A 23,442-nucleotide genomic window follows, 5' to 3' on the forward strand; every position below is an offset into this window, starting at 1 on the left:
TGGGCGCTCGTAAAACGAGCAAACCCATTTCAATTATTTATTGTCTTCCTTAGTAGCTGCAACTTCTTCTTTAGCTTGTCCAGAATTCTTCATGTAGTGAAGTATAAATGTTGCTCCAAATGCTACAACTAAAATAATGAAGAACACTGTATGGCTTATTTCAATATGAATAACAGACAATAACATTTTTGCTGCGATAATTAAGATTAAAATATATGCTGTCGTTTCAAGTTCTGGAATACGCTCTAACAACTTTAAGAATACACCAGCGATACCACGCATCATTAAAATACCGAGCATTCCACCTAATAATAGAATCCAAACTTCATTTGATACACCAAATGCAGCAAGTACGCTATCTACAGAGAATGCGATATCCATTAATTCAACCATCGCAACTGTTCCCCAGAAGACACCAAACATTCTGAAGAGAATACTGTTTTGGTTCATACCATGAGCTTCCTCTTCTTCTGCATTACCTTTTCGTTTATCAATAAAGTATTTAACTGAAAGCCATGCTAAGTAAAGTGCACCTAACACTTTTACCCATGCTAATTTAATTAAGAACATTCCAATTCCAATTGCGATAAATCGAAATACATAAGCTCCAATAAGTCCATAGAATAATGCTTTTTTACGTTTTTCTTCCGGAAGGTGTTTTACCATTACCGCTAATACAAGTGCGTTATCAGCAGATAACAATCCTTCAAGTACAACAAGTGTACCTATTAATCCCCAAGATACTGGATCCTGCAACACTTTAATCCACATGTCCAAATCGAAAAATTGAGCATACGTATCAAGGATTCCTTGCAAAATACTCATCTTACCTATATCCCCTATTCTTTGCTAGATTTATAGAAAGGTCAAAAAAAGGAAACGAATGTCGTTTCCTTTCTATGCATCCAAGCCATACGCTCTTACAAGCGCACCTAAACCACCTTGGAATCCACTTCCTACTGCATTAAACTTCCACTGTCCATTATGACGGTATAATTCACAAAAGACAACTGCTGTTTCAATGGAGAAATCTTCACCTAAATCAAAACGAAGAACTTCTTCATTCGTTTCTTCATTCGCTAAACGAACGAACGCATTTCCTACTTGTCCAAAGTTTTGACTACGGCCTTCCGCATCATAAATCGTAACTGTAATAGCAATTTTGTGCACATCTGCTGGAACTTTCTTCAAATCTACAACAAGTTGCTCATCGTCGCCTTCACCTTCACCTGTACGATTATCTCCTGTATGTAGAACAGATCCACAAGGAGACTGTAAATTGTTATAGAAGATAAAATCAGTTTCCTTCGTACATTTTCCGTTCACATCTAATAAAAAGGCAGATGCATCTAAATCGAAATCAGCTCCACCATCATAAGACTTAATATCCCACCCAAGACCAATTACCGCCTTTGTTAAACCAGGGCTTGTCTTACCTAAATCAATCTTCTGTCCTTTTTGTAACTGAATAGCCATTTATGTTCACCTCTATATTTTTATCTTAAAAAATATATCCATCAGTAAACATCTGTTTTACCGATGGATATATCAATCTATTACTCTACATCTAAACCGAAATTATTACATAGAGACGCTAATCCACCTTGGAATCCACTTCCGATTGCATTGAACTTCCATTCACCTGCATGACGGTATAGTTCACCTACTACTACCGCTGTTTCAATAGAGAAATCTTCTCCTAAATCGTAACGAATTAATTCTGCATTCTTTTCTTCATCTAAAATACGTACGAAAGAGTTAGAAACTTGTCCAAAGTTTTGGTTGCGTCCTTCTCCATCGTAAATTGTGATTGTGAAGCAAATACGTTCAATATGTGCAGGTACGTTTTTCAAATCCACTTTGATTGATTCGTCATCGCCTTCACCTTCGCCAGTTCTGTTATCTCCTAAATGCTCTACAGCACCATTCGCACCTTTTGGGTTATTATAGAAGACAAAATCCTCTGCTCCTGAAACTTTACCGTTAGCACCTACTAAAAAGATACTAACATCTAAATCAAAATCAGCTTGTCCATCATAACGATTCGTATCCCAACCAAGTCCTACAAGAACTTTTGAAAGACCTGGATTCGTTTTTGTTAAGTCTACCTTTTGTCCTTTTTTCAATGAAATTGATGCCATATACAATTCCTCCTCAGTTTATATTATTGATAACGTGATACAATCTCACTTAAGTTTTTATCTTGCGTGCCTTCTCCAACAGCTGAAAACTTCCATTCACTTCCGTAGCGATACATTTCACCTGCAATTAGAGTCGTTTTGCCAGCATAATTATCCGATAAATTATAGCGTGCTAATTCTTCGCCTGTTTGCGGGTTTTGAATACGAATATATGCATTACGAATCATCCCGAAATCTTGACGACGATTTACACAGTCATAAATATTTACAACGAATACTAAACGATTAATACGGCTCGGAACTTTATGTAATTCTACGAAAACTGTTTCGTCATCACCAGCGCCTTCGCCTGTTAAATTATCTCCTGAATGAATAATACTACCACAAGTAGAAAGCTTGTTTCCGAAGTAAACTAAATCGTTTTTATTTAAAAAACGATCCCCTTCTAACATAACAACAGATGCATCACAATCTACATTTGGTTTACTTCCAAATAATGAAGACAGAAATCCACCTGATTGCCCAATTGGATCCCAGCCTAAGCCAACCTGTAGTTTTGCTACTTTTGGTTGTCCTTTCGTTAAATCGATCTTTTGACCTTTTTCTAAAATAATAGGCATGCAGTTTCTCCCTTTCTACAAAGCATTTTCCAAATCGGAAAATATTGTATTCTTCCCTTATATTGTAGCATTATTTACCTAGTGATAAAAAGGATAAATTCTCAGTTATATGAAAACATTCATATAATTTACTTATGATGATGTAAGAAGTGGTAAATAGCACCAACCATTCCTGCACAATTACCGTTTTGCGCAAGTTCAATCTCACAATTACTATAAATCTCTTTATTTAAGTATTTACTAACCTCTTCTTTTACTTCTTTTAAAAACTCATTTCCTCTAGCTGTAATTCCTCCACCAATAATAATTGTTTCTGGATTAAAAATATAAGCAAGATTACTAATTCCAATCGCTAAATGTTTAAAGAACACCTCAACTACTTGCGTAACTTCCCTATCTCCTTCATCATACAGTTCGAAAATCGTTTTCCCATTCCAATCACCTTCTCCTTTATATTTTCGGACAAGATGAATTAACCCTGAAACGGAAGCAACCTCTTCAAACGCTTTTCCTTCTATTAACATATTTCCCCACTCACCAGCACTAAACGAATGCCCTCTATATAACTCTCCATCTATAAAAATCGCTCCTCCAATACCAGTTCCAAGGGTGAGCATAATAAAGTTTCCTTTCTCTCTTCCACTACCATTCCACTTTTCTCCAAACGCTGCACAATTCACATCATTATCAATGGATACAGGAACTTTTAATACATCTTGCAATCTATTCATAATAGGAATCATACTATAGCCCGGAATATGATCCACACCTCCCGTCACAATCCCTTTATTAACGTCAACAATTCCCGCCGTACTAATACCAATTCCCCAAACCTTATGTTCCCCCATTAATTTTTTTGATAAAAGAATGAGTTTTTGAATGATTTGTTCTCCGCCCAAATGAATTTCTGTTGGAACTGTTTTATGCTTTAGTACTGTTCCTGTTTCTGAAACAATTCCATATTTAATGTGTGTACCACCAATATCAAATGCAATATACTCTTTCATCTGCTGTCACTTCCTCTACTGTAATGGGTGTGAAATTCCCACTACTCTACTATTATAAAGAATTTACACTAGCTCTTTTCTCTCTTTAGAAATACACCACCTTTTTCTATATATAGTTTTTTTTGTATAAAACTCTTTTTCCTATGAAATATTACAAAGGGATGTATTTTAGATGGAATATTAATTTTTCAGGAGGAAATCAATGACGAAAATTTTCATTTTAGCATCAACTCTTTCTTTATCTTTTTTTAGTGGTTTAAATATTGGTAATGCAGCAACAGAAAACTTCTCTCCAGTAACAAATGCGATTGTACAAAATAACGATCATTTCGCAGAAGGTAACTCAAAAGATAATAATAAACCACCAGGAAACGGTGGTTCTCAGGACGATAGTGGTTCTGGTGGCAATGGTTCTGGTGGCAACGGTTCCAGCGGTAGTGGTTCTGGTGGCAGTGGTTCGGGTGGCAATGGTTCTGGCGGCAACGGTTCTGATGGCAATGGTTCTGGTGGCAATGGTTCCGGCGGTAGCGGTTCTGATGGCAGTGGTTCTGGTGGCAATGGTTCTGATGGCAGTGGCTCTGGTGGCAACGGTTCTGATGGCAGTGGTTCGGGTGGCAATGGTTCTGGTGGCAACGGTTCTGATGGCAGTGGTTCTGGTGGCAACGGCTCGGGTGGCAACGGTTCGGGTGGCAATGGCTCTGATGGCAGTGGTTCGGGTGGCAATGGTTCTGGTGGCAACGGTTCCGGCGGTAACGGTTCTGGTGGCAACGGTTCGAGTGGCAATGGCTCTGATGGCAGTGGTTCGGGTGGCAATGGTTCGGGTGGCAACGGTTCGGGTGGCAATGGCTCTGACGGCAACGGTTCTGATGGCAGTGGTTCTGATGGCAATGGCTCTGGCGACAATCATGGTAAAGGCGATAGCAGTTCTCAAGGGGGAAATGACTCTCATGGAGGTAACCGTGTTAAAGGCGATAGCAGTTCTCAAGGAGAAACTGACTCTCAAGGTGGTAACGTAAAAGATAACGCGAAAAAACAAGGCGATAAGTTACCGAATACTGCAACACATTATCCTGCATCTATTTTAATGGGACTTTCAACATTCCTAATTGGTATGTTACTATTCATTCGCCGTAAAAACGCAAAATAAAAACATATCATTCCATCTTAAAAATACATGAAACAAATTATAAAACTAAAAAGGACTTTGGATTGCATTTTATTATGCAGCCCAAAGTCCTTTTCATCCTTCCTATCCAAAAGAGCATTAATACGCTTTTCCCCAATACACCATTTGTTTCGCTTCTTTACCACAACAAATACATTCGTCAGCTAAATGCTCTTGCTCAAAAGGCATACAGCGAGAAGATACTCCGACTTCTTCTTTTAATTTCTCTTCACAAGCTAGTTCCCCGCACCACATCGCCTTAATAAATCCTTGCTTTTCATCAGCTACTTTTTTCATCTCTTCAAACTTCGTCACACTATACGTATTTTCATCACGAAATACTTTTGCTTTATTAAATAAAGACTTATGAATTTCCTCAAGTAGTGCTGGAATGCGTTCTTCTAATTGATCCATTGCTATAAACTCTTTTCCCTTCGTATCTCTTCTTACGAGTACAACTTGATTCTTTTCAATATCTTTCGGACCAACTTCTAATCGAATTGGAATACCTTTCATTTCATACTCATTAAATTTCCAACCTGGTGTTTTATTGCTAGCATCTATTTTTACTCGTGCAACGTTTTGAATACGTCCTTGTAATTCTGTTGCCTTTTCTAACACACCTTCTTTATGCTGAGCAATCGGTACAATAACAACTTGCACTGGTGCGACTTTAGGAGGCATTACAAGCCCATTATTATCACTATGAACCATAATCAGTCCACCTATCATTCTCGTTGATACGCCCCAAGATGTTTGGTGTACATATTGCCACTTACCGGTACGATCTAAAAATTTAATATCAAATGCTTCAGAGAAATTCGTTCCAAAGTTATGGGATGTTCCTGTTTGAAGTGCTTTCCCATCATGCATTAAGCTTTCAATCGTATAAGTTGCCTTTGCTCCCGCAAATTTTTCTTTTTCTGTTTTTTGTCCTTTAATTACTGGTATCGCTAAGTAGTCTTCACAGAAAGAAGCATATAGGTTTAAAATATTTAACGTTTCAGCTTGAGATTCTTCTGCTGTTTCATGAATTGTATGTCCCTCTTGCCATAAGAATTCCGTTGTGCGAAGAAATGGCCTCGTTGTCTTTTCCCAACGAACTACTGAACACCACTGATTATATAACTTTGGCAAATCATTATAGGATTGCACAATTTTTGAAAAGTGCTCACAGAATAAAGTTTCAGATGTAGGGCGTATACAAAGTCTTTCTGCTAATTTTTCATCCCCCCCATGTGTCACCCATGCTACTTCAGGAGCAAATCCTTCTACATGATCCTTCTCTTTTTGTAATAAGCTCTCTGGGATAAACATTGGCATATACACGTTTTCATGACCGGTTGCTTTTAACTTCTCATCCATAACTTTCTGCATATTTTCCCATAAGGCATAGCCGTACGGGCGTAGAATCATACATCCTTTTACACTTGAATAATCAACAAGTTCTGCTTTTTTTACAATATCTGTGTACCACTGTGCAAAGTCCTCTTCCATCTTCGTAATCGCTTGTACTTGTTCTTTTTCCATAGCCCGTCTTCCTCCTTCTAGAAAATACAAAAAAGCCCGCGTCCCTAAATAGGGACCGAGCTTTGCCGGCGTTACCACCCTGATTCATGCACAAAATTGCGCATGCTCTCTTTTTGATAACGGGAAATTCCCGCTGCATATGCAGAACGCAAAGGTAGGTTCCATGTTGTCTTTTTAAGAATCTTTCAGCCTGACGGATTCTCTCTCTGCTAAAAAGGTTGAACATATACTAGTCCTTTTTCATCGTTATAACAAAATAAATTTGTTGAATATCATAATATAAATTTCACTTCAAAACAAGAGTGAATTTTCTTATTTTTATATATTCTTTTCATTTTTTACAGTTTTATACGTAGCTTTTTCGTGATATTTTTAAAAGTTGATGTGCAATCATACCAATAAGTGTACCAAGTAGGACGAAGAAACCAATAAACCCATACCCCATTCCTTCCCATCCACCAATAACCATCATTGTAACAGGAAAGGATGCTAAACAAAGAAGTATTAAACTAAGTGAAAATATAATATCAAACTGCTTGTCTGAAAACCGTTTTTTTAGTAAATACGAAATAGCAAATACAAGAATAATCGTAATTCCGCCAATGATGTAAAAGATACCAAATCCATCTAGCAGATCCACAGTATTCCCTCCTTTCATTCATTCCCTTATACTTAATTATATGTTTAACTTTTCTGAAAATAAATAATAAATTTTATTTAAAAACATATTTTTATTACTAGGTATTAATAGTAATATATAGTAATAGGTTTTATATAATTAGGAGGATTACTTTATGGATAAAGCATTAACGAATCGTGTCATCATTTTATCATTCGACTGTTTATCAGCTTTAGATTTTCCTATACTACAAAAATTACCTCACTTCCAATCTCTAATCAAAAAGGGCACGGTTGTCGAAAAAGTAGAACCAATTTATCCTTCTGTAACATACCCAAGTCACTCAACAATCGTAACTGGTAATTACCCTAATAAACATGGTGTTGTTAGCAATACGTTACTTCAACCTGGACGTGAATCACCCGATTGGCATTGGTACCGAAAATCAATACAAGGAACAACGTTATATGATGAAGCACATAAAGCAAATTTAACGACTGCTGCCCTTCTATGGCCTGTTACCGGCAGAGCAAATATTGATTACAATTTACCAGAAATCTTTCCAAATAGACCGTGGCAAAATCAAGTTTTAGTTTCATTATTTAGCGGTAGCCCGCTATATCAATTAGATTTAAATCGTCGTTTCGGTCATATACGAAATGGACTGTCACAACCTGAACTTGATGATTTCGTACTTGCTTCTGCTGTGCATACAATCCAGACGAAAAAGCCTAATGTCATGTTTGTACATTTCACCGATTTAGATACCCAAAGACACTATCACGGCTTTGAATCCAAAGAAACAATAGCCGCAATTCATAGACATGATGAGCGACTAGGGAAAATTATTCAAGCTTTAAAAGACAGTGGACTATACGAAGAGAGCACTATTATCGCTCTTGGTGATCATAGCGCTTTAAGTGAAAACAACGCCATTCAATTAAATGTACTATTTCATCAAAAAGGGCTTATCTCTATAAATTCAAAAGGAAAATTAGTAGATTGGAATGCTTATTGCCAAAGTTGCGATGGGTCCGCCTATGTATATGTGAAAGACAAAAACGATACCGATACAATTCGAGAAATACAACTACTCCTTGAAGAACTGCTTCAAAATAAACAAAACGGTATTGAATTTATACTTCATGATGAGGACGCGAAGGAATGCGGTGCAGATGGCAATTGTTTATTCATGTTAGAAGCACGAGAAGGGTATTATTTCACTGAAAACTATACAGGAGATTTTATAAAAGAAATTACTGAAAAAGATGTTACGCCTAGTAAAAAATATACATTTGGTACGCATGGATACTCTCCAACAAAACCTAACTATGAAACAATTTTTATAGCTGCCGGGAAAGGAATAAAAAGCGGCATTACCATACCGTATATGAGACTTATTGATGAAGGCCCAACTATCGCTAGACTACTCGGTTTACACTTAGGTGAAACAGACGGATCAATTGTAGAGGATTTACTCCAATTGTAAAGAACTGTGTATATATGTAAAAGTTATGTAAAATTCATCATTGTTTCTCTTTTTATAATTTTTATTTTTGTACACTGTTAGTAGAACAAATTTGAGGGGGAACATTATATGAAAAAAATGTCCAGACAAGAAAAAAGCTGGATATTATACGATTGGGCGAACTCCGTATATTCGCTCGTCATTACAACCGCATTATTCCCAATTTACTTTAAAGCAGCTGCAAAAGAAGCCGGGTTATCTGGTGCAACTTCAACAGCATATTGGGGATATGCAAACTCGTTCGCAACACTTTTAATTTCTATACTTGCTCCTATTCTCGGCACAGTTGCTGATTATAAAGGATTTAAAAAACGATTTTTCACATTCTTCTTTGGACTCGGTATCGTATTTACAAGTATGCTAGCAGTCGTTCCAACATCTCAGTGGTACTTATTACTAGGATGCTATATGCTCGCATTAGTCGGTTTTGCTGGTGCAAATATTTTTTATGATGCATTTTTAGTAGATGTCACTTCTGAAGATAGAATGGATCGAATTTCTACGAGAGGTTTCGCTTTAGGCTATATTGGGAGTACTATTCCATTTATCGGTTGTATCACTCTTATCATTCTTGCTCAAAAAGGAACTATCCCTTTATCAGTTGGCATTGCTAGTCAAATTTCATTTGCGATCACAGCTCTTTGGTGGGGATTATTTACAATTCCAATGCTAAAAAACGTAGAACAAACGCACTATATTGAACGTCACCCAAGACCAATTACAATGAGCTTCAAACGCCTTGCTGATACTTTTAAAAATATTAAAGAATATAAAACGGTCTTTATGTTCTTAATTGCTTACTTTTTCTATATTGATGGGGTCGATACAATTATTACTATGTCCACCGCTTATGGAACAGATCTCGGCATTAGTGCAACAAATCTATTAATCATATTATTCGTCACACAAATTGTAGCTTGTCCATTCGCTTTATTGTACGGAAAACTATCGGAGACATTTACCGGTAAAAAAATGCTATATGTCGGTATTATTATTTATATCATTATCTGCACATATGCTTATTTCTTAAAAACGACACTCGATTTCTGGATTTTAGCAATGCTAGTTGCTACTTCTCAGGGCGGGATTCAAGCACTTAGTCGTTCCTATTTTGCAAAACTAGTACCTAAAGAATCTGCAAATGAATTTTTTGGATTTTATAATATATTTGGCAAATTCGCCGCGATTATGGGTCCAGTATTAGTCGGTGTTACAACGCAATTAACGGGAAAAACAAACGCTGGTGTCCTTAGTATTATTGTGTTGTTTATTATCGGTGGATTTTTATTAACTAAGGTCCCTGAAAATAATACATCCGTTACACCACCTAGTCCAAAAACTAAAACGCTATAAGAAAAAGATCCTCTTCATGCAAGAAGAGGATCTTTTTTATCTATAACGTCTTACAATTAAAAACTCAACAGCCGGCTTTACAACTATCGCAGCACATAACGCAAACAAAAGCGGTATGTTATGAAAATCAATCCATCTATTAAACCCTACCGATGCGAAAAACAAGCCAAAAATTAATACAACGAGTACATAATATGTAACATTGGCACTTGTTTTTAATACATGTTTTTCTAAATCCTCTTTCTCCTCAGTATCCCCTTCGACGCTATGTGATGCCAAACTTTTAAATAGATAATGTAACGCGATGCTACAAATAAATAGTGCATACCAGTTTACTTGAAGTTCAGTTAACCAATAGTAAAGTGCATACACTAACGTACCTATAGCAACTAATATAGTAACGAAAAGGCTTATCTTTTCTTTCCCCAACAACTACTCCCCCTACTGCTTGTACAAAAATAGTTTATCAACAGTTGTTCCTAATACTTCAGCTAAACGAAAAGCTAACGCTAAGCTTGGATCATATTTATTATTCTCAATTGCATTTATCGTTTGTCTAGAAACCTTACATTTATCAGCTAATGCGCCTTGTGAAATATTATTTTCAGTGCGTAATTCATAGATTTGATTTTTCACACCATTTCTCCTAACCTGTAAAATCGTTTTTACATCATCAGTATATAATTGGCTCATATAGTTGTCAAAAGTTCGCCAAAGAAAAAGGGAGCACTTCTGCTCCCTTACAATAGTTATTTCGACGCTAACGAATTTGTTAGTTCCTCTTTATTAGTGACATCTTCTTTCTTTATTTGCATGCGTAGAACTGGCCCTATTGCTAATAAAATAAGTGCCATTGCTATACAAAATACTGTAACTATTGAGGTCAGCTCCTTCAATCCTCCAGCTATTGAAGTTCCAATTAACATTGCTCCCATAAACAGCGGTAAAATTGTTCCATTTACTCTTCCAACCATATTTTCTGGTACAAGTTGAATCATAAGCGTACCGACAACGATATTAACACAGGCTAAACAAATACCTGTTCCAAATCTCATGAAACTAGTAATCCAAAATGATGTAGATAGCCCTTCTACTAAAAATGACATCGCTAATATGCCCATACCGAATACGAACATCTTTTTCGGGTTCACTTTTGAAGCGAAAATCGCAGCAACAATACCACCAATTAACATACCTATTCCATCAGCTGCAGCTAAATATTGAACTGCTTCCTTTTCCATTCCAAGGCGTTCTATTACAAGAAACACTTCTAATGGCGTTGTTAATCCAACAGCTAAGCCTATAATGGTGAAAGTAATTGTAATCATACGTAAATTTTTCGTATGAAGAACGTATTTCCAACCCTCTTTTATATCATTTTTTAATGAATCTCTTGCCACTTGCTCTTGTTCAACCCATTTCGGTAAAAATGAAAGAGCGATAGCAGATAACAAAAATAAAATGATTAAGCTATATAGCGACGTAAATAAACCAAGTTGTGTATACACAAGCGATCCTACCACTGGTCCAAAGATCAAAAATAATGACTGTAATGTTTGGTTAAATGCAATCGCATTTGCTATCTGTTCTTCTTTCACGTAGCGCTTAAATATACGCGAAGATGATGGCTGAGAGAACTGACCTACAATTGCGGAAATGAGTGTTGCAAAAAATATAGCCTGCCAATAATCCAGTTTTAACAACAAGACAATACCTATAATAGATAGTACACTTAACACATCTCCAGCAACCATCGTTCTTTTCGGATTCCAACGATCAGCTAGCGCACCACCGATAAACGAGAAAATAAAAATAGGTGCATATTCCATAACCGATAACAATGAAACGGAAACTGGATCATTATTCGTTCGCTCCATTATGAAATACAAAAGGGCCATATTTCTAATCCAAATTGCAAATTGTTGTAAAATATCAGACGCCATAACGAGCATAAATGCTCGGTTTTTAAATAAAGCGTTCATTTTCATTCCCCTTTCATAAACCGACCGTTCGGTCTAATTTATTTTATAGAAAAGCAACTGACTTATTATTCAGCTGCCATTCCTTTTAACAATACATCTATTGCCTTTTTATAAATACGTTTCAACTCTTTATAATCTAACTCGTAGTAAAGTACTCCAAGCCCTGATAATAATCCATGCACAATATACATAAGATCGCGCGTATTATCTTCACGAAACTCTCCAGACTGTATGCCTGCTTCAATTAGTTTCTCAAACATAACATATGATTCTCTAGTTAAATCTAATAGTTCATCCAAAATCTCTTTACTTACAACTTGGCTCATAGAGAATTCCTCTATTGCATTTGAAATTGGTTGCTGTATGTCCTCTACATGATATTCCGCGAGACCATATAATTTTTCAGTATTCGTACTATACGACTTCTCTTTTTCATTCCATTTTTCAAGCCAATCATACGTATGCTGTTTTACCACAAATAAAAATAATTCTTCTTTACTTTTAAAGTGATAATAAATACTTCCTTTACTTCGCTCTGTAATTTCACAAATCTCTTCCATAGATGTAGCTGCATAGCCCTTCTGTGAAAACAGACTTTCTGCTTTATATGCAATTTCTTTCTTTATCTCTTCTGCACTTCTTCTCATATTCACACCTCTTTAAACCGACCGTTCAGTCTAATAATAACAAATTAAAAACCTCTATTACAAGAGGCTATATTTCTTATTTAAGAAAACGTACTCTCAAACCACGTTCGAATCATATGTATAATTCCAATTTTAAATCCTAATTTAACAAGAAATACGCCTCCCGCAGCTAATAAAAATAACATTACTTTCCCCTTGTTTTTCACTTTCGGCTCCCTTTTCATTTCCATTCCCCTTAGTATATTAAAAATATTTAAACAAACGTTTGTTTAACTGTTTTTATGCATATGTAAGCCAACTAATTAAACGTTTGTTTAAAAAGAAATACGCCTATATAAGGCGCATTTTCATCAATCACCGCCACCTCCGCCACCATCGCAACTGCCTCCGCTATCTCCACCAGAAGACCCTCCACAATCATGTGAACCTCCATGCGAGCTATCATTATCAGATCCCGCAAAGAAAAATAATGGTGATGAGTTGTTAGATGAATTATGAATGTTATTTTGTTTTGTAAGATTTACCTTCTTTTTGTTTGATCGAACTGCTGTTAAGATTGTTCCAACTACAACAAATAATAGTATGAAAATAATAAATTCCATATAAAAGCCTCCCTTATTCCTCGAATAATTGAATGGTTCTCTCTAGATTTTCAAGCGAAATGAAGCGCGATTCACGAAGAATCTCTTTTCCATTATGAAATAATAAAATTGTCGGTCCAGTAAATACTGCATATCGCCCTGCAACCTCTTGCATGTCTTGCAGTAATATCTCTATTTTCTCTACGTAATCATAATTCTCTAATACGTAATTTACTTTCCTTAACATGACATCACAAACACCACAATTTTCCGTTTTAATAAACAGAAGTACTAATTGTTGTTCTTCAATATATGTTACTAATTCTTCTATTGTTTCAAAGTTTTTCATCTTATCCCTCTTAACGTAGTTTATGAAATACTTTATCTTGATACATACGAAATGCTGAACTATCTTTAATCTTTCTTTTTTCCATTACTTGCTGAAAACGTAGCGTTTTTGCCGTTAACTCTTCTTTTAATTTTTTTCTCTCTTCTTCATCATAACAGCAAGCAATTAAATCCTCTATTTTTAATATATCTTTTTGTAGTTCCATTTCTGGTGGAATCATGCCCGCGTTTTTTAAAATTTTATAACTCATTCTAAGTTCTGGAGGTACCATTGAAAGGTCTTCTAATTGTAGTGGTTTTCCTTTTCCCGGAATATGATCAAGGTCTCCATTCCGTATTGCTTGTCGAATTTTTTCTTCGGCAATATTCAAAAACACATCCACATTACTCCCTCCCTTACATATTTTTACTATTATTTTACATGAAATTTCATTATCTTGCTACGCTATTACAAATTGACCTCATACAATTTTTTCTCAAATTTAACTCCAAGAAGCCCTTTCCTCTCTAATCGATATTTTATTTTCATGTGTAATCTGTATTAGAGCCATTTCATATTGAGAAAGTCTTTTCGAATTCAATAAAGCGTTTACACCAAATCTTACATTTGATACGATTTAATCAGCTTCAGCTCCTTGTATAGACTTCGTGATGTCTGATCATTTTTTTCTAGATTCATTTTGATTTATTGGCGCATGCCTTTAAATATATCTTTTATTTTGAAAGACCTGCGGTAGTATGTCAACTGAAAAACAACAGAATTTTTAGTTATCAAAGTACTATTTATTTAAAAAAGACATCACGAAACTAGACCAGTAATACATGTAATTTACTGGAAATTAATTGAAAGGTAGCGATGACAAGTTTTATGTCACACTTTCACGCACCTTTCTGGCGTAAAGAGTTGGTGACTACGTAGTAGCGCATCCACCAATCGCACAAGTTTTCTTGCGGTTAGAACGAGTGCACGTTTGTGTTGATGTTTTGGTACTTCATTATATTTTTTCACGTAATATTCTTGGTAATCAGATACATGCCTTCTTACAGAGTTGGCGGCTTCAACTAAGTAATACCGCAAGTAATGATTTCCATTACGAGATAATGAAGTGTTTTCTGCGGTGAATCGACCAGACTGGTGCGTACGCCAATATAATCCGGCATATTTTGCTACCTTGGTTTCATCATCAAATCTTTCGATTTGACCAATTTCAGCGAGAATACCGGCGGCGAACACAGGTCCGACTCCAGGAATGGATTCAAGTGTTTGAGGCAATCCAGCCATGATTCGCTTAATGGATTTTTCTAGTTCTTTGATTTGTTGTTGATAGGTACGAATGACCGCAATAGATGTTCCGAGAAGGACATCGATGGAGTCTTCCACAACCTTATCCAAACGATAGGAAGAGCGAACAGCCTTTTGAATGGTTGATGCCACACATTTTGGGTCACCAAATCGGTTTTTTCCTTTCACTTGTAGGAACTCAGCGAGTTCCTCTAAAGGCATGTTGGCTAGCTCTTCTAGACTGAATTTTTCAAGGAACAATTCCATCATGGCGTTGCCAAATATAGAAGAGTCCACCTCTTGTGAGAACGTATTACATTTATAACTTAGGTGTTGTAAAAAATGTTGTTTTTCCTTTGTCAACATTCTAACGAGCTGATAACGAGATCTTGTCAATTGCTGTAGTGCCACATACTGGCTTTCTTTTACGATAGACATTTGATTTCTTCCGAACCGTAAATAGTCAGCGATGACGAAGGCATCAATCTCGTCTGTTTTATCCATGTCAGAATAGCTTTTCTTGAAGTTTGCAATTTGTTTTGGATTCATTAGAAAGACTTTTGCTCCAAAGCTTTGTAAGTCTTCATCATAGTGAAGAAACATAGATGGATGAAAACTATAAACAGATGTGGATTCTAAGCCGATTTTAAAGGTTTCAACCTCTTGAGTGGCTATACGTTGTAATAATCGCTCTTTAAGCGCTGTGGCACCTGGTAAATCATTATTGACTGAAAAGGAGTCTAGCTTTTCTCCTTCACCATTTAGAATACAAGCTTTTATATCAAACGAACTTACATCTAGACCAACAAATAATCTCACGTAAGAGACCTCCTTTCGATTTAGAATCATTTCTTGGACGCCTCGAGATATCTCTAGTGTGTACGCCGACCAACAACCTCGTGTATGAGAGCTTGTCCTGAATCGAAAGCCGCCCTAGAGCTACTAACATCTAGGTTCGAGGGTCAGGCTGCTCAGCCTGCGAGTAGGGAGTCCCGCACGTTCACTGAGAAACACTCTTTTTTATGTGGTATATCCACAGGAGAAATTAGAATTGTCCCAAATGATCCTACAATCATTATCTAGAAATATCTTGAGACATCCAAGTATTAATTTACGGGTCTCTTATTAAGGGAATTTAAAGCTGAAATAACAGCTTAAATATAATATACGAGGAGAAATGGCTATGAAATCAAAAAAATTCACACTGCTATTACTATCCCTACTACTCTTCTTACCTCTTTTTCTCACAAACTTTATTACTCCCAATGTCGCATTAGCAGATTCACAAAAGCAAGGTCAAAAAATTGTTGGGTATTTTCCTTCATGGGGCATTTACGGACGTAATTATCAAGTTGCAGACATTGATGCATCAAAGCTAACTCATTTAAACTATGCTTTCGCTGATATTTGCTGGAATGGAAAACATGGAAATCCTTCTACTCACCCTGATAATCCAAATAAACAAACGTGGAACTGTAAAGAATCTGGTGTACCACTGCAAAATAAAGAGGTCCCTAATGGTACTCTCGTACTCGGTGAGCCATGGGCTGATGTCACAAAATCTTATCCTGGCTCAGGTACAACTTGGGAAGATTGTGATAAATACGCACGCTGCGGAAATTTCGGCGAACTGAAACGATTAAAAGCTAAGTATCCTCACCTAAAAACAATTATTTCCGTTGGTGGCTGGACTTGGTCTAACCGCTTTTCTGACATGGCCGCTGATGAAAAAACAAGAAAAGTATTCGCTGATTCTACAGTCGATTTCCTACGAGAATATGGATTTGACGGCGTTGATTTAGATTGGGAATATCCGGGCGTAGAAACGATTCCTGGTGGTAGTTATCGTCCTGAAGATAAGCAAAACTTCACCCTACTCCTTCAAGATGTTCGAAATGCATTAACGAAAGCTGGTGCAGAAGATGGCAAACAATATTTACTAACAATCGCATCAGGTGCAAGCCAACGTTACGCTGATCATACAGAGCTAAAAAAAATCTCTCAAATACTGGATTGGATTAATATTATGACATATGATTTCCACGGTGGGTGGGAAGCTACTTCTAACCATAATGCAGCTCTATACAAAGATCCAAATGACCCGGCAGCAGATACAAAATTTTACGTAGATGGTGCGATAGACATTTATACAAATGAAGGGGTTCCAGCAGATAAACTCGTATTAGGTGTACCATTTTACGGACGCGGGTGGAAAAGTTGTGGAAAAGAAAATAACGGACAATACCAACCTTGTAAACCAGGTAGTGATGGAAAGCTCGCTTCTAAAGGTACTTGGGATGACTATTCTACCGGCGATACAGGTGTGTACGATTATGGTGATTTAGCAGCTAATTATGTTAATAAAAATGGCTTTGTTCGCGGATGGAACGATGTGGCGAAAGTACCTTATTTATATAATGCAACTACAGGTACATTTATTAGCTATGATGACAACGAATCTATGAAATATAAAACAGACTATATAAAGACAAAAGGTTTAAGTGGCGCAATGTTTTGGGAGCTTAGTGGTGACTGTCGCACAAGTCCAAAATATAGTTGTAGTGGACCAAAATTACTTGATACGTTAGTAAAAGAATTACTAGGTGGACCTATTACTCAAAAAGATATTGAGCCACCAACAAACGTAAAAAATATTGCTGTAACAAATAAAAATTCAAACTCAGTTCAATTAAACTGGACTGCATCTACTGATAACGTAGGAGTTACGGAATATGAAATTACTGCTGGAGAAGAGAAGTGGAGTACAACAACAAATAGCATTGCAATTAAAAACTTAAAACCTAATACAGAATACACATTTTCAATACTAGCAAAAGATGCTGCTGGGAATAAATCACAGCCTGCTTCTATTATTGTAAAAACAGATGATGCTAACACAACACCTCCTGGTGGAAATAGCAATGCTACCTTTTCAGTCACTTCAAATTGGGGAAGTGGTTACAACTTCTCGATTGTAATTAAAAATAGTGGAACGACCTCTATTAAAAACTGGAAATTAGAATTTGATTATAACGGCAATTTAACACAAGTTTGGGATTCTAAAATTAGTAGTAAAATAAATAATCATTACGTAATTACGAATGCAGGATGGAATGGTGAAATTCCTCCTGGTGGATCGATTACAATCGGAGGAGCAGGAACTGGCACTCCTGCTGAACTTGTAAATCCATCCATTAGCGAAAACTAAACGTAACTTCCAATAATTATTTCACTAAAGTTTGAATTTAGGTTTGATTCCTCTCTCCTAAATTCAAACTTTTAATTTTATGAAAAATCACAAATTAACATCATAATAACCTATTATAACTATATTTAGTTTACAATATGAAGTTCATGTGAAGTTCACCTGAATTTTACATGAATTTCCTTTAAGCTCTATTGTCTTCCTATACTAATCACATTATCCTTTACATATAGGAATTATTTTCATTCCATTTCAAACTATCTATATATATAAAGAAGGATAGTCGCCTATTAGGGAAAGGCATCTAGTATTATTATAAATATAAACATAACAAAAGAAAAAGCACGCTTATAAGCGCACCATAAGAGTGCTTCTTCATACAATTCTCATGTAAGAGTTCTCGAAAATCATGTTAATCACAAAGAAAAGGCATTAGCTTATTACAAGCTAATGCCTTTTCTTTATTCATATTGTTCAGCGTTCCATTCTTCTATATTCCACACTTTTGTTATCCATGCTTCATAAAAAGAAGGCTCATGTGATACAAATAAAACGGTTCCTTTATATCGTTGTAGCGCTTCCTGCAACGCCTTCTTTGTTTCTATATCCAAATGATTAGTTGGTTCATCTAAAATTAAAACATTACTTTTCTTTACGATAAGTTCACATAAACGTACTTTCGTTTGTTCTCCTCCGCTTAATAAACGAATAGGTTTTAATACATGTTCTTCTTGCAATCCACACTTTGCTAATGCTTGGCGCACTTCTTTCTTTGTCATATCTGGTCGCTCTGCCCAAACTTTCTCTAAGGGTGTTGTTTCTGAAGCAAACTCTTCCTGGGCAAAATACGCAGGATTTACTCGTTCTCCAACAGAAATTGAACCGCTTAGCGGCTTAATTTGACCTAATAATGTTTTTAACATCGTCGTTTTTCCAATTCCATTATGACCAATAATCGCTATCTTTTCTCCTTTTTTCACTTGTAAATTCAACTCTGGACATAAAGGATCACTATAACCTATCCTTAGTTTCTCAGCTTGCAATATACGACTCACCGGCTCCTCATAAACATTGAAATCAAAACGGGATCGAGTTACAGAATGAATCTTTTCAATCCTTTGCATTTTCTCTAATACTTTCTCTCGACTTTTAGCCTGTTTCGCTTTTCGAATTTTATTTTTTTGAATAAATATTTCTAACTGAGAGATTTCTTTTTGTTGTTTCGCATACGCCGATTGTAATTGTTTCTTTTGCACTTGGTAACTTTGCACAAACTTTTCATAGTTTCCTACGTATCGCTTCACTTTTCCTCCTTCTAGATGAAAAATAACATTTGTAATACTGTTCAAAAATAATTCGTCATGCGAAATGATCACATAAGCTTTTTCATATAGTCTCAAATATGATTGCAACCATTCTATATGAGCTGTATCTAAATAATTTGTTGGCTCATCTAGTAATAAAACATCAGCTTTTTCTAAAAGAAGCTTCCCAAGTAATAACTTTGTTCGCTGTCCCCCACTTAACTTCGATACATCCTTTTTCAAACCTATTTCAAATAAACCTAAACCGATTGCTACTTCTTCAACTTCTGTATGAATGTGATAGAAATTAGAGCTTTCCAATATAGTTTGTAATTCTCCATACTTTACTAACAGTTTTTCTACTTCTCCTGCTCCATTCATTTCTTCAGCAATTTTTAACATTTCGTATTCAATCGCATACAAATCAGCAAATGCACTTTGCAAGTATCCCTCAATTGTCATCCCTTCTTGTAAATCCATATGCTGCTGCAAGAAACCTACCTTCACATGCGGAAACCATTCAATGTTCCCATCATCATGTATAAGTTCTCCTGTTAAAATCCTTAGCAATGTTGATTTTCCAATTCCATTTTGCCCTACTACCCCAACATGCTCGCCCTTCAATATTCGAAAACATGCATTATATAAAATGGTTTTCTCACCATACGAATGACTTAAATTTTCTACCGTTAATATACTCATTATTTTCTCTCCTTTACTTATGATTCATAAGCTAAATAAAGAGAGCAACAGTATAAAGCCTTATTTAATTGTGCATATAAAAAATGGGTAAGGTGAATACACCTTACCCATTACATATTATCGTAAGAAAGGATTAAGGTTCTTTACCTGCTGTCTTCAATTTAGCTTAATCGATAAAAATGGGCAGACTTCTCCCATATCAAGCTAAAACCATTTGAAGAACAGTTGATAAAGCCATTTTATCCTTTCACTCCTTTAACATTTGTTATATTAAGAGTATAAACTACTCTGTTATATTCTATTCTCTACTTTTCCTTTTGTTCCTTCTCCCCTATATAAAAAAAGCCTCTTAACAGTAATTATACAAAAAACTGTTAAAAGGCTTTTTCTATTTTTTCATATAAGGAGCTAATACTCTCAAAATTTCTTCCTTATCCTTCTTTAACTCAAGTGATGTTAACATATCCATCGTTCTCGGCCTAGGTAATTTCACTTGTACCTCGCCAACTATTGATGCTGGTCTTTGAGATAAAATAAATACGCGATCCGAAAGTAAGATTGCCTCATCTAAGTCGTGTGTAACCATAACGATTGTTTGCTTCTCTTGGTGCCAAGAGTTTAAAAGCCAGCTATGTACTTCCATTTTTGTAAAAGCATCTAATTTACCAAAAGGCTCATCAAGTAGCATAATTGGCTTTTCACATAAATATGTGCGCAGAAAACTAATTCTTTGACGCATCCCTCCAGACAATTCATCCGGATAATGGTCTGCATATTCATCTAGTTCAAACTGCTTTAATTCTTCCATTCCTTCTGTCAGCCTTTGTTTTTTCGGCTTCCCTTCAATTTCTAACGGAAGAACGATATTTTGTAAAGCTGATCGCCACGGTAGTAATAAATCCTGTTGCGGCATATAACTTACAACATCTTGCTCTTGCATTTGCTTATCGTTATACATTACACTTCCACTTGTTGGATTTTCAATATTTGCGATCATATTTAATAGTGTGCTTTTCCCACAACCACTCGGTCCTACAAAGGAAACGAACTCTCCCTCTCGTATAGAAGCACTAATATTTGCTAATACATTCTTGCCATCGAAAGATTTCACAATATCTTTTATTTGTAATCCACTCATTTTTCACTTGGAAGGAACTCATTTGTAAAGGCATCTTTCACATCAATTTTCTTCTTAATAACTTTGTTATCATATAAGAAATTCATGTAATTCGTCCAAACTTCTTCCTTCTGTACTCCCCACGCTTTTGCATCATCTTGATACTTCGTACTTAGCCATTTTTGACTTTCTTGTACTAAATCTTTATTTACATCTGGAACAGCTTTAATTAAAATATCGGCAGCTTCTTTCGGTTCTTTAATTGCAAAATTATAACCCTCTGTCGTTGCACTCATAAACTTTTTCACAAAGTCTTTATCTTGCTTCGTATGTTTTTCACTCGTAATCATAACAGGACTATAGAAATCAAGTGCTGGATCTAAGTCTTTCACCATAATCGTATTTAACTCTTTTCCTTGGCGCTTCGCTTCAATTCCATCCCATCCGTAATAAATCCATTCAAATTCTGCATCACGACCAATTGATTTAAAGAAATCTGTTTGTCCTAAAATGATTTTTTCAACTTTATTAAAATCGGCTTGGTGCTTATCCATAATTGTCTTTAATGTCGCTTCTTCCGCTGGTCCTCCCCAGCCACCGTAACGTTTCCCTTCAAAATCTTTCGGTGACGTCATATTATCTTTCTTAAGCGATGCAAAAGCTGAAGTGTTATGCTGAATAATCGCACCTACAGATACAACAGGAATACCTTCCACACGAGCCAACGTTACATTTTCTTGTGCGCTTATTGCGAAGTCAGCTTTTCCTGAAGCTATCATTTGCTCCGCCGTCACATTATCACCAGGCTGAATGATTTCTACATCTAAGCCTTGTTTTTTATAATAATCTTTCGCTTGTGCTACATATAAGCCAGTATGATTCGTATTCGGAAACCAATCTAATACGACTTTTACTTTTTGATCTTTACTTGCACTTTCTTCTTTCTTCGCCGGATTACATCCAGCTACACCTACTGCTAATAAGGCAGCCAACATAACTTTTAAACCTTTTTTCATTTTCTGCCGTCCTTTCTATATATCCATGGTGCTGTTATTCTTGCCATAAACTCCACGATAAAATACAGACATAATGTCACCATTACAATAATTGCTGCAACACCAAATACTCGGGCTGTTAAAAAGGATTTCGTAGCCCTTGTAAGCATAACTCCTAATCCTTCACTGGCACCGAGCCATTCTCCAATAATCGCTCCCATTACGCTATATGTAACTGCAATTTTTAAACCGGAGAAAAAGTATGGAAGCACTGCTGGAAACTTTACTTTCTGGTAAACTTGCCATTTCGTTGCCTTCATCGTTTGCAACAACTTCAACATATTTTTATCTACCGTTTGAAAACCTTCTAAAATGCTAAGCGCAATCGGGAAGAAACAAACGAGTATGACTACCATTACTTTCGGTAGCATTCCATATCCAAACCAAATAATAAATAACGGTGCAAGTACAACGATTGGAATCGTTTGCGAAATAACAAGCAACGGATTTATTAAAATACGAAATAAAGGGATAACGTCCATAAGAATTGCAATGCTTGTCCCAATTAAAATCGCAAAGAACAGTCCAATTATAACCTCTTGCAGCGTCTGCATCGTATTCGGTAATAGTAAATCTTTCATTCCAATTAATTCTTGAACAATGGCAGAAGGCTTCGGTAAAATCCACGGTTCAATTTTAAATAATGAAACAGATCCTTCCCATATCGCAATGAGAAGGATAAGCCAAATTGCTGTAATTATTTTAGATTGCTTCTGGTTTTGCATATTCATCACGGTACTTCCAAACTTTTTCATCTATCGTTACACCAGTGCTTGGACGATAATGGATTTTAATAGAAGTAATCACTTCTTCTGCTCCAGCGTCCACACAAGCTTGTTGTGCACGTTTAATGATATCAAGAAGTACATCTAATTCTCCTTCCAGCGTCGTTTCCATTGCCCCTACTTCATAACGAACTCCCGATTGTTGTACAACCTCAATCGCTTTATCAACAACAGAATACACATCTTTGTTCTTTGCTTGTGGTACTACTGAAAACGAAATTGTAACTTGTTGTGACATAATAAAATCCCCCTTATGAAATTAAATTTTAAAACAAGAAAAGGCTTTCCTACTGCGTAGGAAAGCCTTGTATGCAAGTTATTATAGAATAACATATGCTACATCACTTTAAGTAACTCCCTACGCTGGCATTATCCAGATCAGGTTGAGGGTCGATGTTTGCTCACATCCTCTCAGCCAATTGGCTCCCCGGTCCTTAATTCGTTTTCATTGTAGCATGATTTATTTTATTG

The 23,442-nt window shown here is 36.1% G+C and carries 25 protein-coding genes, 1 riboswitch and 1 other annotated feature; of the genes, 4 read left to right on the forward strand and 21 right to left on the reverse strand.

Annotated elements, in window-relative coordinates; all coding sequences use genetic code 11:
- Positions 1–33: 33 nt before the first annotated feature.
- The 5 genes from QCI73_RS25285 to QCI73_RS25305 all read right to left on the reverse strand — a co-directional run bounded on the left by QCI73_RS25285 (position 34) and on the right by QCI73_RS25305 (position 3,768).
- Positions 34–825 carry a TerC family protein gene (locus tag QCI73_RS25285; RefSeq protein WP_000025694.1) on the reverse strand — a complete coding sequence of 264 codons (792 nt, stop codon included), beginning with the start codon at positions 823–825 and terminating at the stop codon, positions 34–36.
- Between the two features lie 72 nt (positions 826–897).
- Positions 898–1,476 carry a TerD family protein gene (locus QCI73_RS25290; protein WP_001007531.1) on the reverse strand — a complete coding sequence of 193 codons (579 nt, stop codon included), beginning with the start codon at positions 1,474–1,476 and terminating at the stop codon, positions 898–900.
- 80 nt (positions 1,477–1,556) lie between these two features.
- Entirely contained in the window at positions 1,557–2,141 is a 585-nt protein-coding gene (locus QCI73_RS25295) for a TerD family protein (protein ID WP_353823966.1), read from the reverse strand.
- Between the two features lie 23 nt (positions 2,142–2,164).
- Positions 2,165–2,761, reverse strand: coding sequence for a TerD family protein (locus QCI73_RS25300; RefSeq protein ID WP_001121591.1), 597 nt, complete (start codon positions 2,759–2,761; stop codon positions 2,165–2,167).
- Between the two features lie 128 nt (positions 2,762–2,889).
- Entirely contained in the window at positions 2,890–3,768 is an 879-nt protein-coding gene (locus QCI73_RS25305) for an ROK family protein (protein ID WP_327923712.1), read from the reverse strand.
- Positions 3,769–3,970: 202 nt separating this feature from the next.
- On the opposite strand from QCI73_RS25305, the gene QCI73_RS25310 reads away from it, so the two are divergent.
- Positions 3,971–4,915 (forward strand): LPXTG cell wall anchor domain-containing protein, encoded by a 945-nt coding sequence (locus tag QCI73_RS25310; RefSeq protein WP_353823967.1) that lies wholly within the window; start codon positions 3,971–3,973, stop codon positions 4,913–4,915.
- Positions 4,916–5,032: 117 nt separating this feature from the next.
- Here the strand turns inward: QCI73_RS25310 and proS are convergent, their stop codons facing one another.
- Positions 5,033–6,463 carry a proline--tRNA ligase gene (proS, locus tag QCI73_RS25315; protein ID WP_353823968.1) on the reverse strand — a complete coding sequence of 477 codons (1,431 nt, stop codon included), beginning with the start codon at positions 6,461–6,463 and terminating at the stop codon, positions 5,033–5,035.
- Between the two features lie 47 nt (positions 6,464–6,510).
- Positions 6,511–6,716: a binding site (T-box leader), on the reverse strand.
- A gap of 93 nt (positions 6,717–6,809) precedes the next feature.
- Entirely contained in the window at positions 6,810–7,103 is a 294-nt protein-coding gene (locus tag QCI73_RS25320; protein ID WP_353823969.1) for a YesK-like family protein, read from the reverse strand.
- Between the two features lie 154 nt (positions 7,104–7,257).
- On the opposite strand from QCI73_RS25320, the gene QCI73_RS25325 reads away from it, so the two are divergent.
- Together QCI73_RS25325 and QCI73_RS25330 are read left to right on the forward strand one after the other, a co-directional pair.
- Positions 7,258–8,571, forward strand: coding sequence for an alkaline phosphatase family protein (locus QCI73_RS25325; protein WP_353823970.1), 1,314 nt, complete (start codon positions 7,258–7,260; stop codon positions 8,569–8,571).
- A 108-nt stretch (positions 8,572–8,679) separates the two neighbouring features.
- Positions 8,680–9,963, forward strand: coding sequence for an MFS transporter (locus tag QCI73_RS25330; RefSeq protein WP_262724585.1), 1,284 nt, complete (start codon positions 8,680–8,682; stop codon positions 9,961–9,963).
- A 36-nt stretch (positions 9,964–9,999) separates the two neighbouring features.
- Here the strand turns inward: QCI73_RS25330 and QCI73_RS25335 are convergent, their stop codons facing one another.
- From QCI73_RS25335 to QCI73_RS25375, 9 genes are all read right to left on the reverse strand, one after another.
- Positions 10,000–10,392: a hypothetical protein gene (locus QCI73_RS25335; RefSeq protein ID WP_000514011.1), complete on the reverse strand. Its 393-nt coding sequence runs from the start codon at positions 10,390–10,392 to the stop codon at positions 10,000–10,002.
- A 12-nt stretch (positions 10,393–10,404) separates the two neighbouring features.
- Positions 10,405–10,656, reverse strand: coding sequence for a helix-turn-helix transcriptional regulator (locus tag QCI73_RS25340; protein WP_001996603.1), 252 nt, complete (start codon positions 10,654–10,656; stop codon positions 10,405–10,407).
- Positions 10,657–10,712: 56 nt separating this feature from the next.
- On the reverse strand, positions 10,713–11,945 hold the full coding sequence (locus tag QCI73_RS25345) for an MFS transporter (RefSeq protein WP_353823971.1): 1,233 nt from the start codon (positions 11,943–11,945) through the stop codon (positions 10,713–10,715).
- Positions 11,946–12,010: 65 nt separating this feature from the next.
- Positions 12,011–12,592, reverse strand: coding sequence for a TetR/AcrR family transcriptional regulator (locus tag QCI73_RS25350; protein ID WP_353823973.1), 582 nt, complete (start codon positions 12,590–12,592; stop codon positions 12,011–12,013).
- 80 nt (positions 12,593–12,672) lie between these two features.
- Positions 12,673–12,816, reverse strand: a complete 144-nt coding sequence (locus QCI73_RS25355; RefSeq protein WP_000817976.1) for a hypothetical protein — start codon at positions 12,814–12,816, stop codon at positions 12,673–12,675.
- A gap of 126 nt (positions 12,817–12,942) precedes the next feature.
- On the reverse strand, positions 12,943–13,194 hold the full coding sequence (locus QCI73_RS25360) for a hypothetical protein (protein ID WP_074542698.1): 252 nt from the start codon (positions 13,192–13,194) through the stop codon (positions 12,943–12,945).
- Between the two features lie 13 nt (positions 13,195–13,207).
- On the reverse strand, positions 13,208–13,522 hold the full coding sequence (locus QCI73_RS25365) for a thioredoxin family protein (RefSeq protein WP_000787596.1): 315 nt from the start codon (positions 13,520–13,522) through the stop codon (positions 13,208–13,210).
- A gap of 10 nt (positions 13,523–13,532) precedes the next feature.
- Complete coding sequence (locus QCI73_RS25370; protein ID WP_000382354.1) at positions 13,533–13,904, reverse strand: DnaJ family domain-containing protein; 372 nt, start codon at positions 13,902–13,904, stop codon at positions 13,533–13,535.
- Between the two features lie 488 nt (positions 13,905–14,392).
- On the reverse strand, positions 14,393–15,622 hold the full coding sequence (locus tag QCI73_RS25375) for an IS110 family RNA-guided transposase (protein ID WP_127063753.1): 1,230 nt from the start codon (positions 15,620–15,622) through the stop codon (positions 14,393–14,395).
- Positions 15,623–15,986: 364 nt separating this feature from the next.
- Between QCI73_RS25375 and QCI73_RS25380 the strand changes: the two genes are divergently transcribed.
- The gene (locus QCI73_RS25380) at positions 15,987–18,011 is read left to right on the forward strand and encodes a glycosyl hydrolase family 18 protein (RefSeq protein ID WP_353823974.1); all 2,025 of its coding nucleotides are present in this window, start codon (positions 15,987–15,989) and stop codon (positions 18,009–18,011) included.
- Between the two features lie 458 nt (positions 18,012–18,469).
- Here QCI73_RS25380 and QCI73_RS25385 read toward each other — a convergent pair whose 3' ends face one another.
- The 5 genes from QCI73_RS25385 to QCI73_RS25405 all read right to left on the reverse strand — a co-directional run bounded on the left by QCI73_RS25385 (position 18,470) and on the right by QCI73_RS25405 (position 23,209).
- Entirely contained in the window at positions 18,470–20,014 is a 1,545-nt protein-coding gene (locus tag QCI73_RS25385; RefSeq protein ID WP_353823975.1) for an ABC-F family ATP-binding cassette domain-containing protein, read from the reverse strand.
- 388 nt (positions 20,015–20,402) lie between these two features.
- Positions 20,403–21,152, reverse strand: a complete 750-nt coding sequence (locus QCI73_RS25390; RefSeq protein ID WP_353823976.1) for an ABC transporter ATP-binding protein — start codon at positions 21,150–21,152, stop codon at positions 20,403–20,405.
- A complete protein-coding gene (locus QCI73_RS25395) occupies positions 21,149–22,147 on the reverse strand; it encodes an ABC transporter substrate-binding protein (protein WP_353823978.1) in 999 nt (332 codons plus the stop codon). Before QCI73_RS25395 ends, QCI73_RS25390 begins: the two co-directional genes overlap by 4 nt.
- Positions 22,144–22,917, reverse strand: a complete 774-nt coding sequence (locus QCI73_RS25400) for an ABC transporter permease (protein WP_001057149.1) — start codon at positions 22,915–22,917, stop codon at positions 22,144–22,146. The genes QCI73_RS25395 and QCI73_RS25400 overlap by 4 nt, the downstream gene beginning before the upstream one ends.
- Positions 22,889–23,209, reverse strand: a complete 321-nt coding sequence (locus QCI73_RS25405) for an MTH1187 family thiamine-binding protein (protein ID WP_000082897.1) — start codon at positions 23,207–23,209, stop codon at positions 22,889–22,891. Before QCI73_RS25405 ends, QCI73_RS25400 begins: the two co-directional genes overlap by 29 nt.
- A gap of 100 nt (positions 23,210–23,309) precedes the next feature.
- A riboswitch (TPP riboswitch) is annotated at positions 23,310–23,411 on the reverse strand.
- Positions 23,412–23,442 lie beyond the last annotated feature (31 nt).

The organism is Bacillus cereus group sp. MG16 (genome assembly GCF_040459875.1).
In the GTDB taxonomy this organism is placed as follows: domain Bacteria; phylum Bacillota; class Bacilli; order Bacillales; family Bacillaceae_G; genus Bacillus_A; species Bacillus_A paranthracis.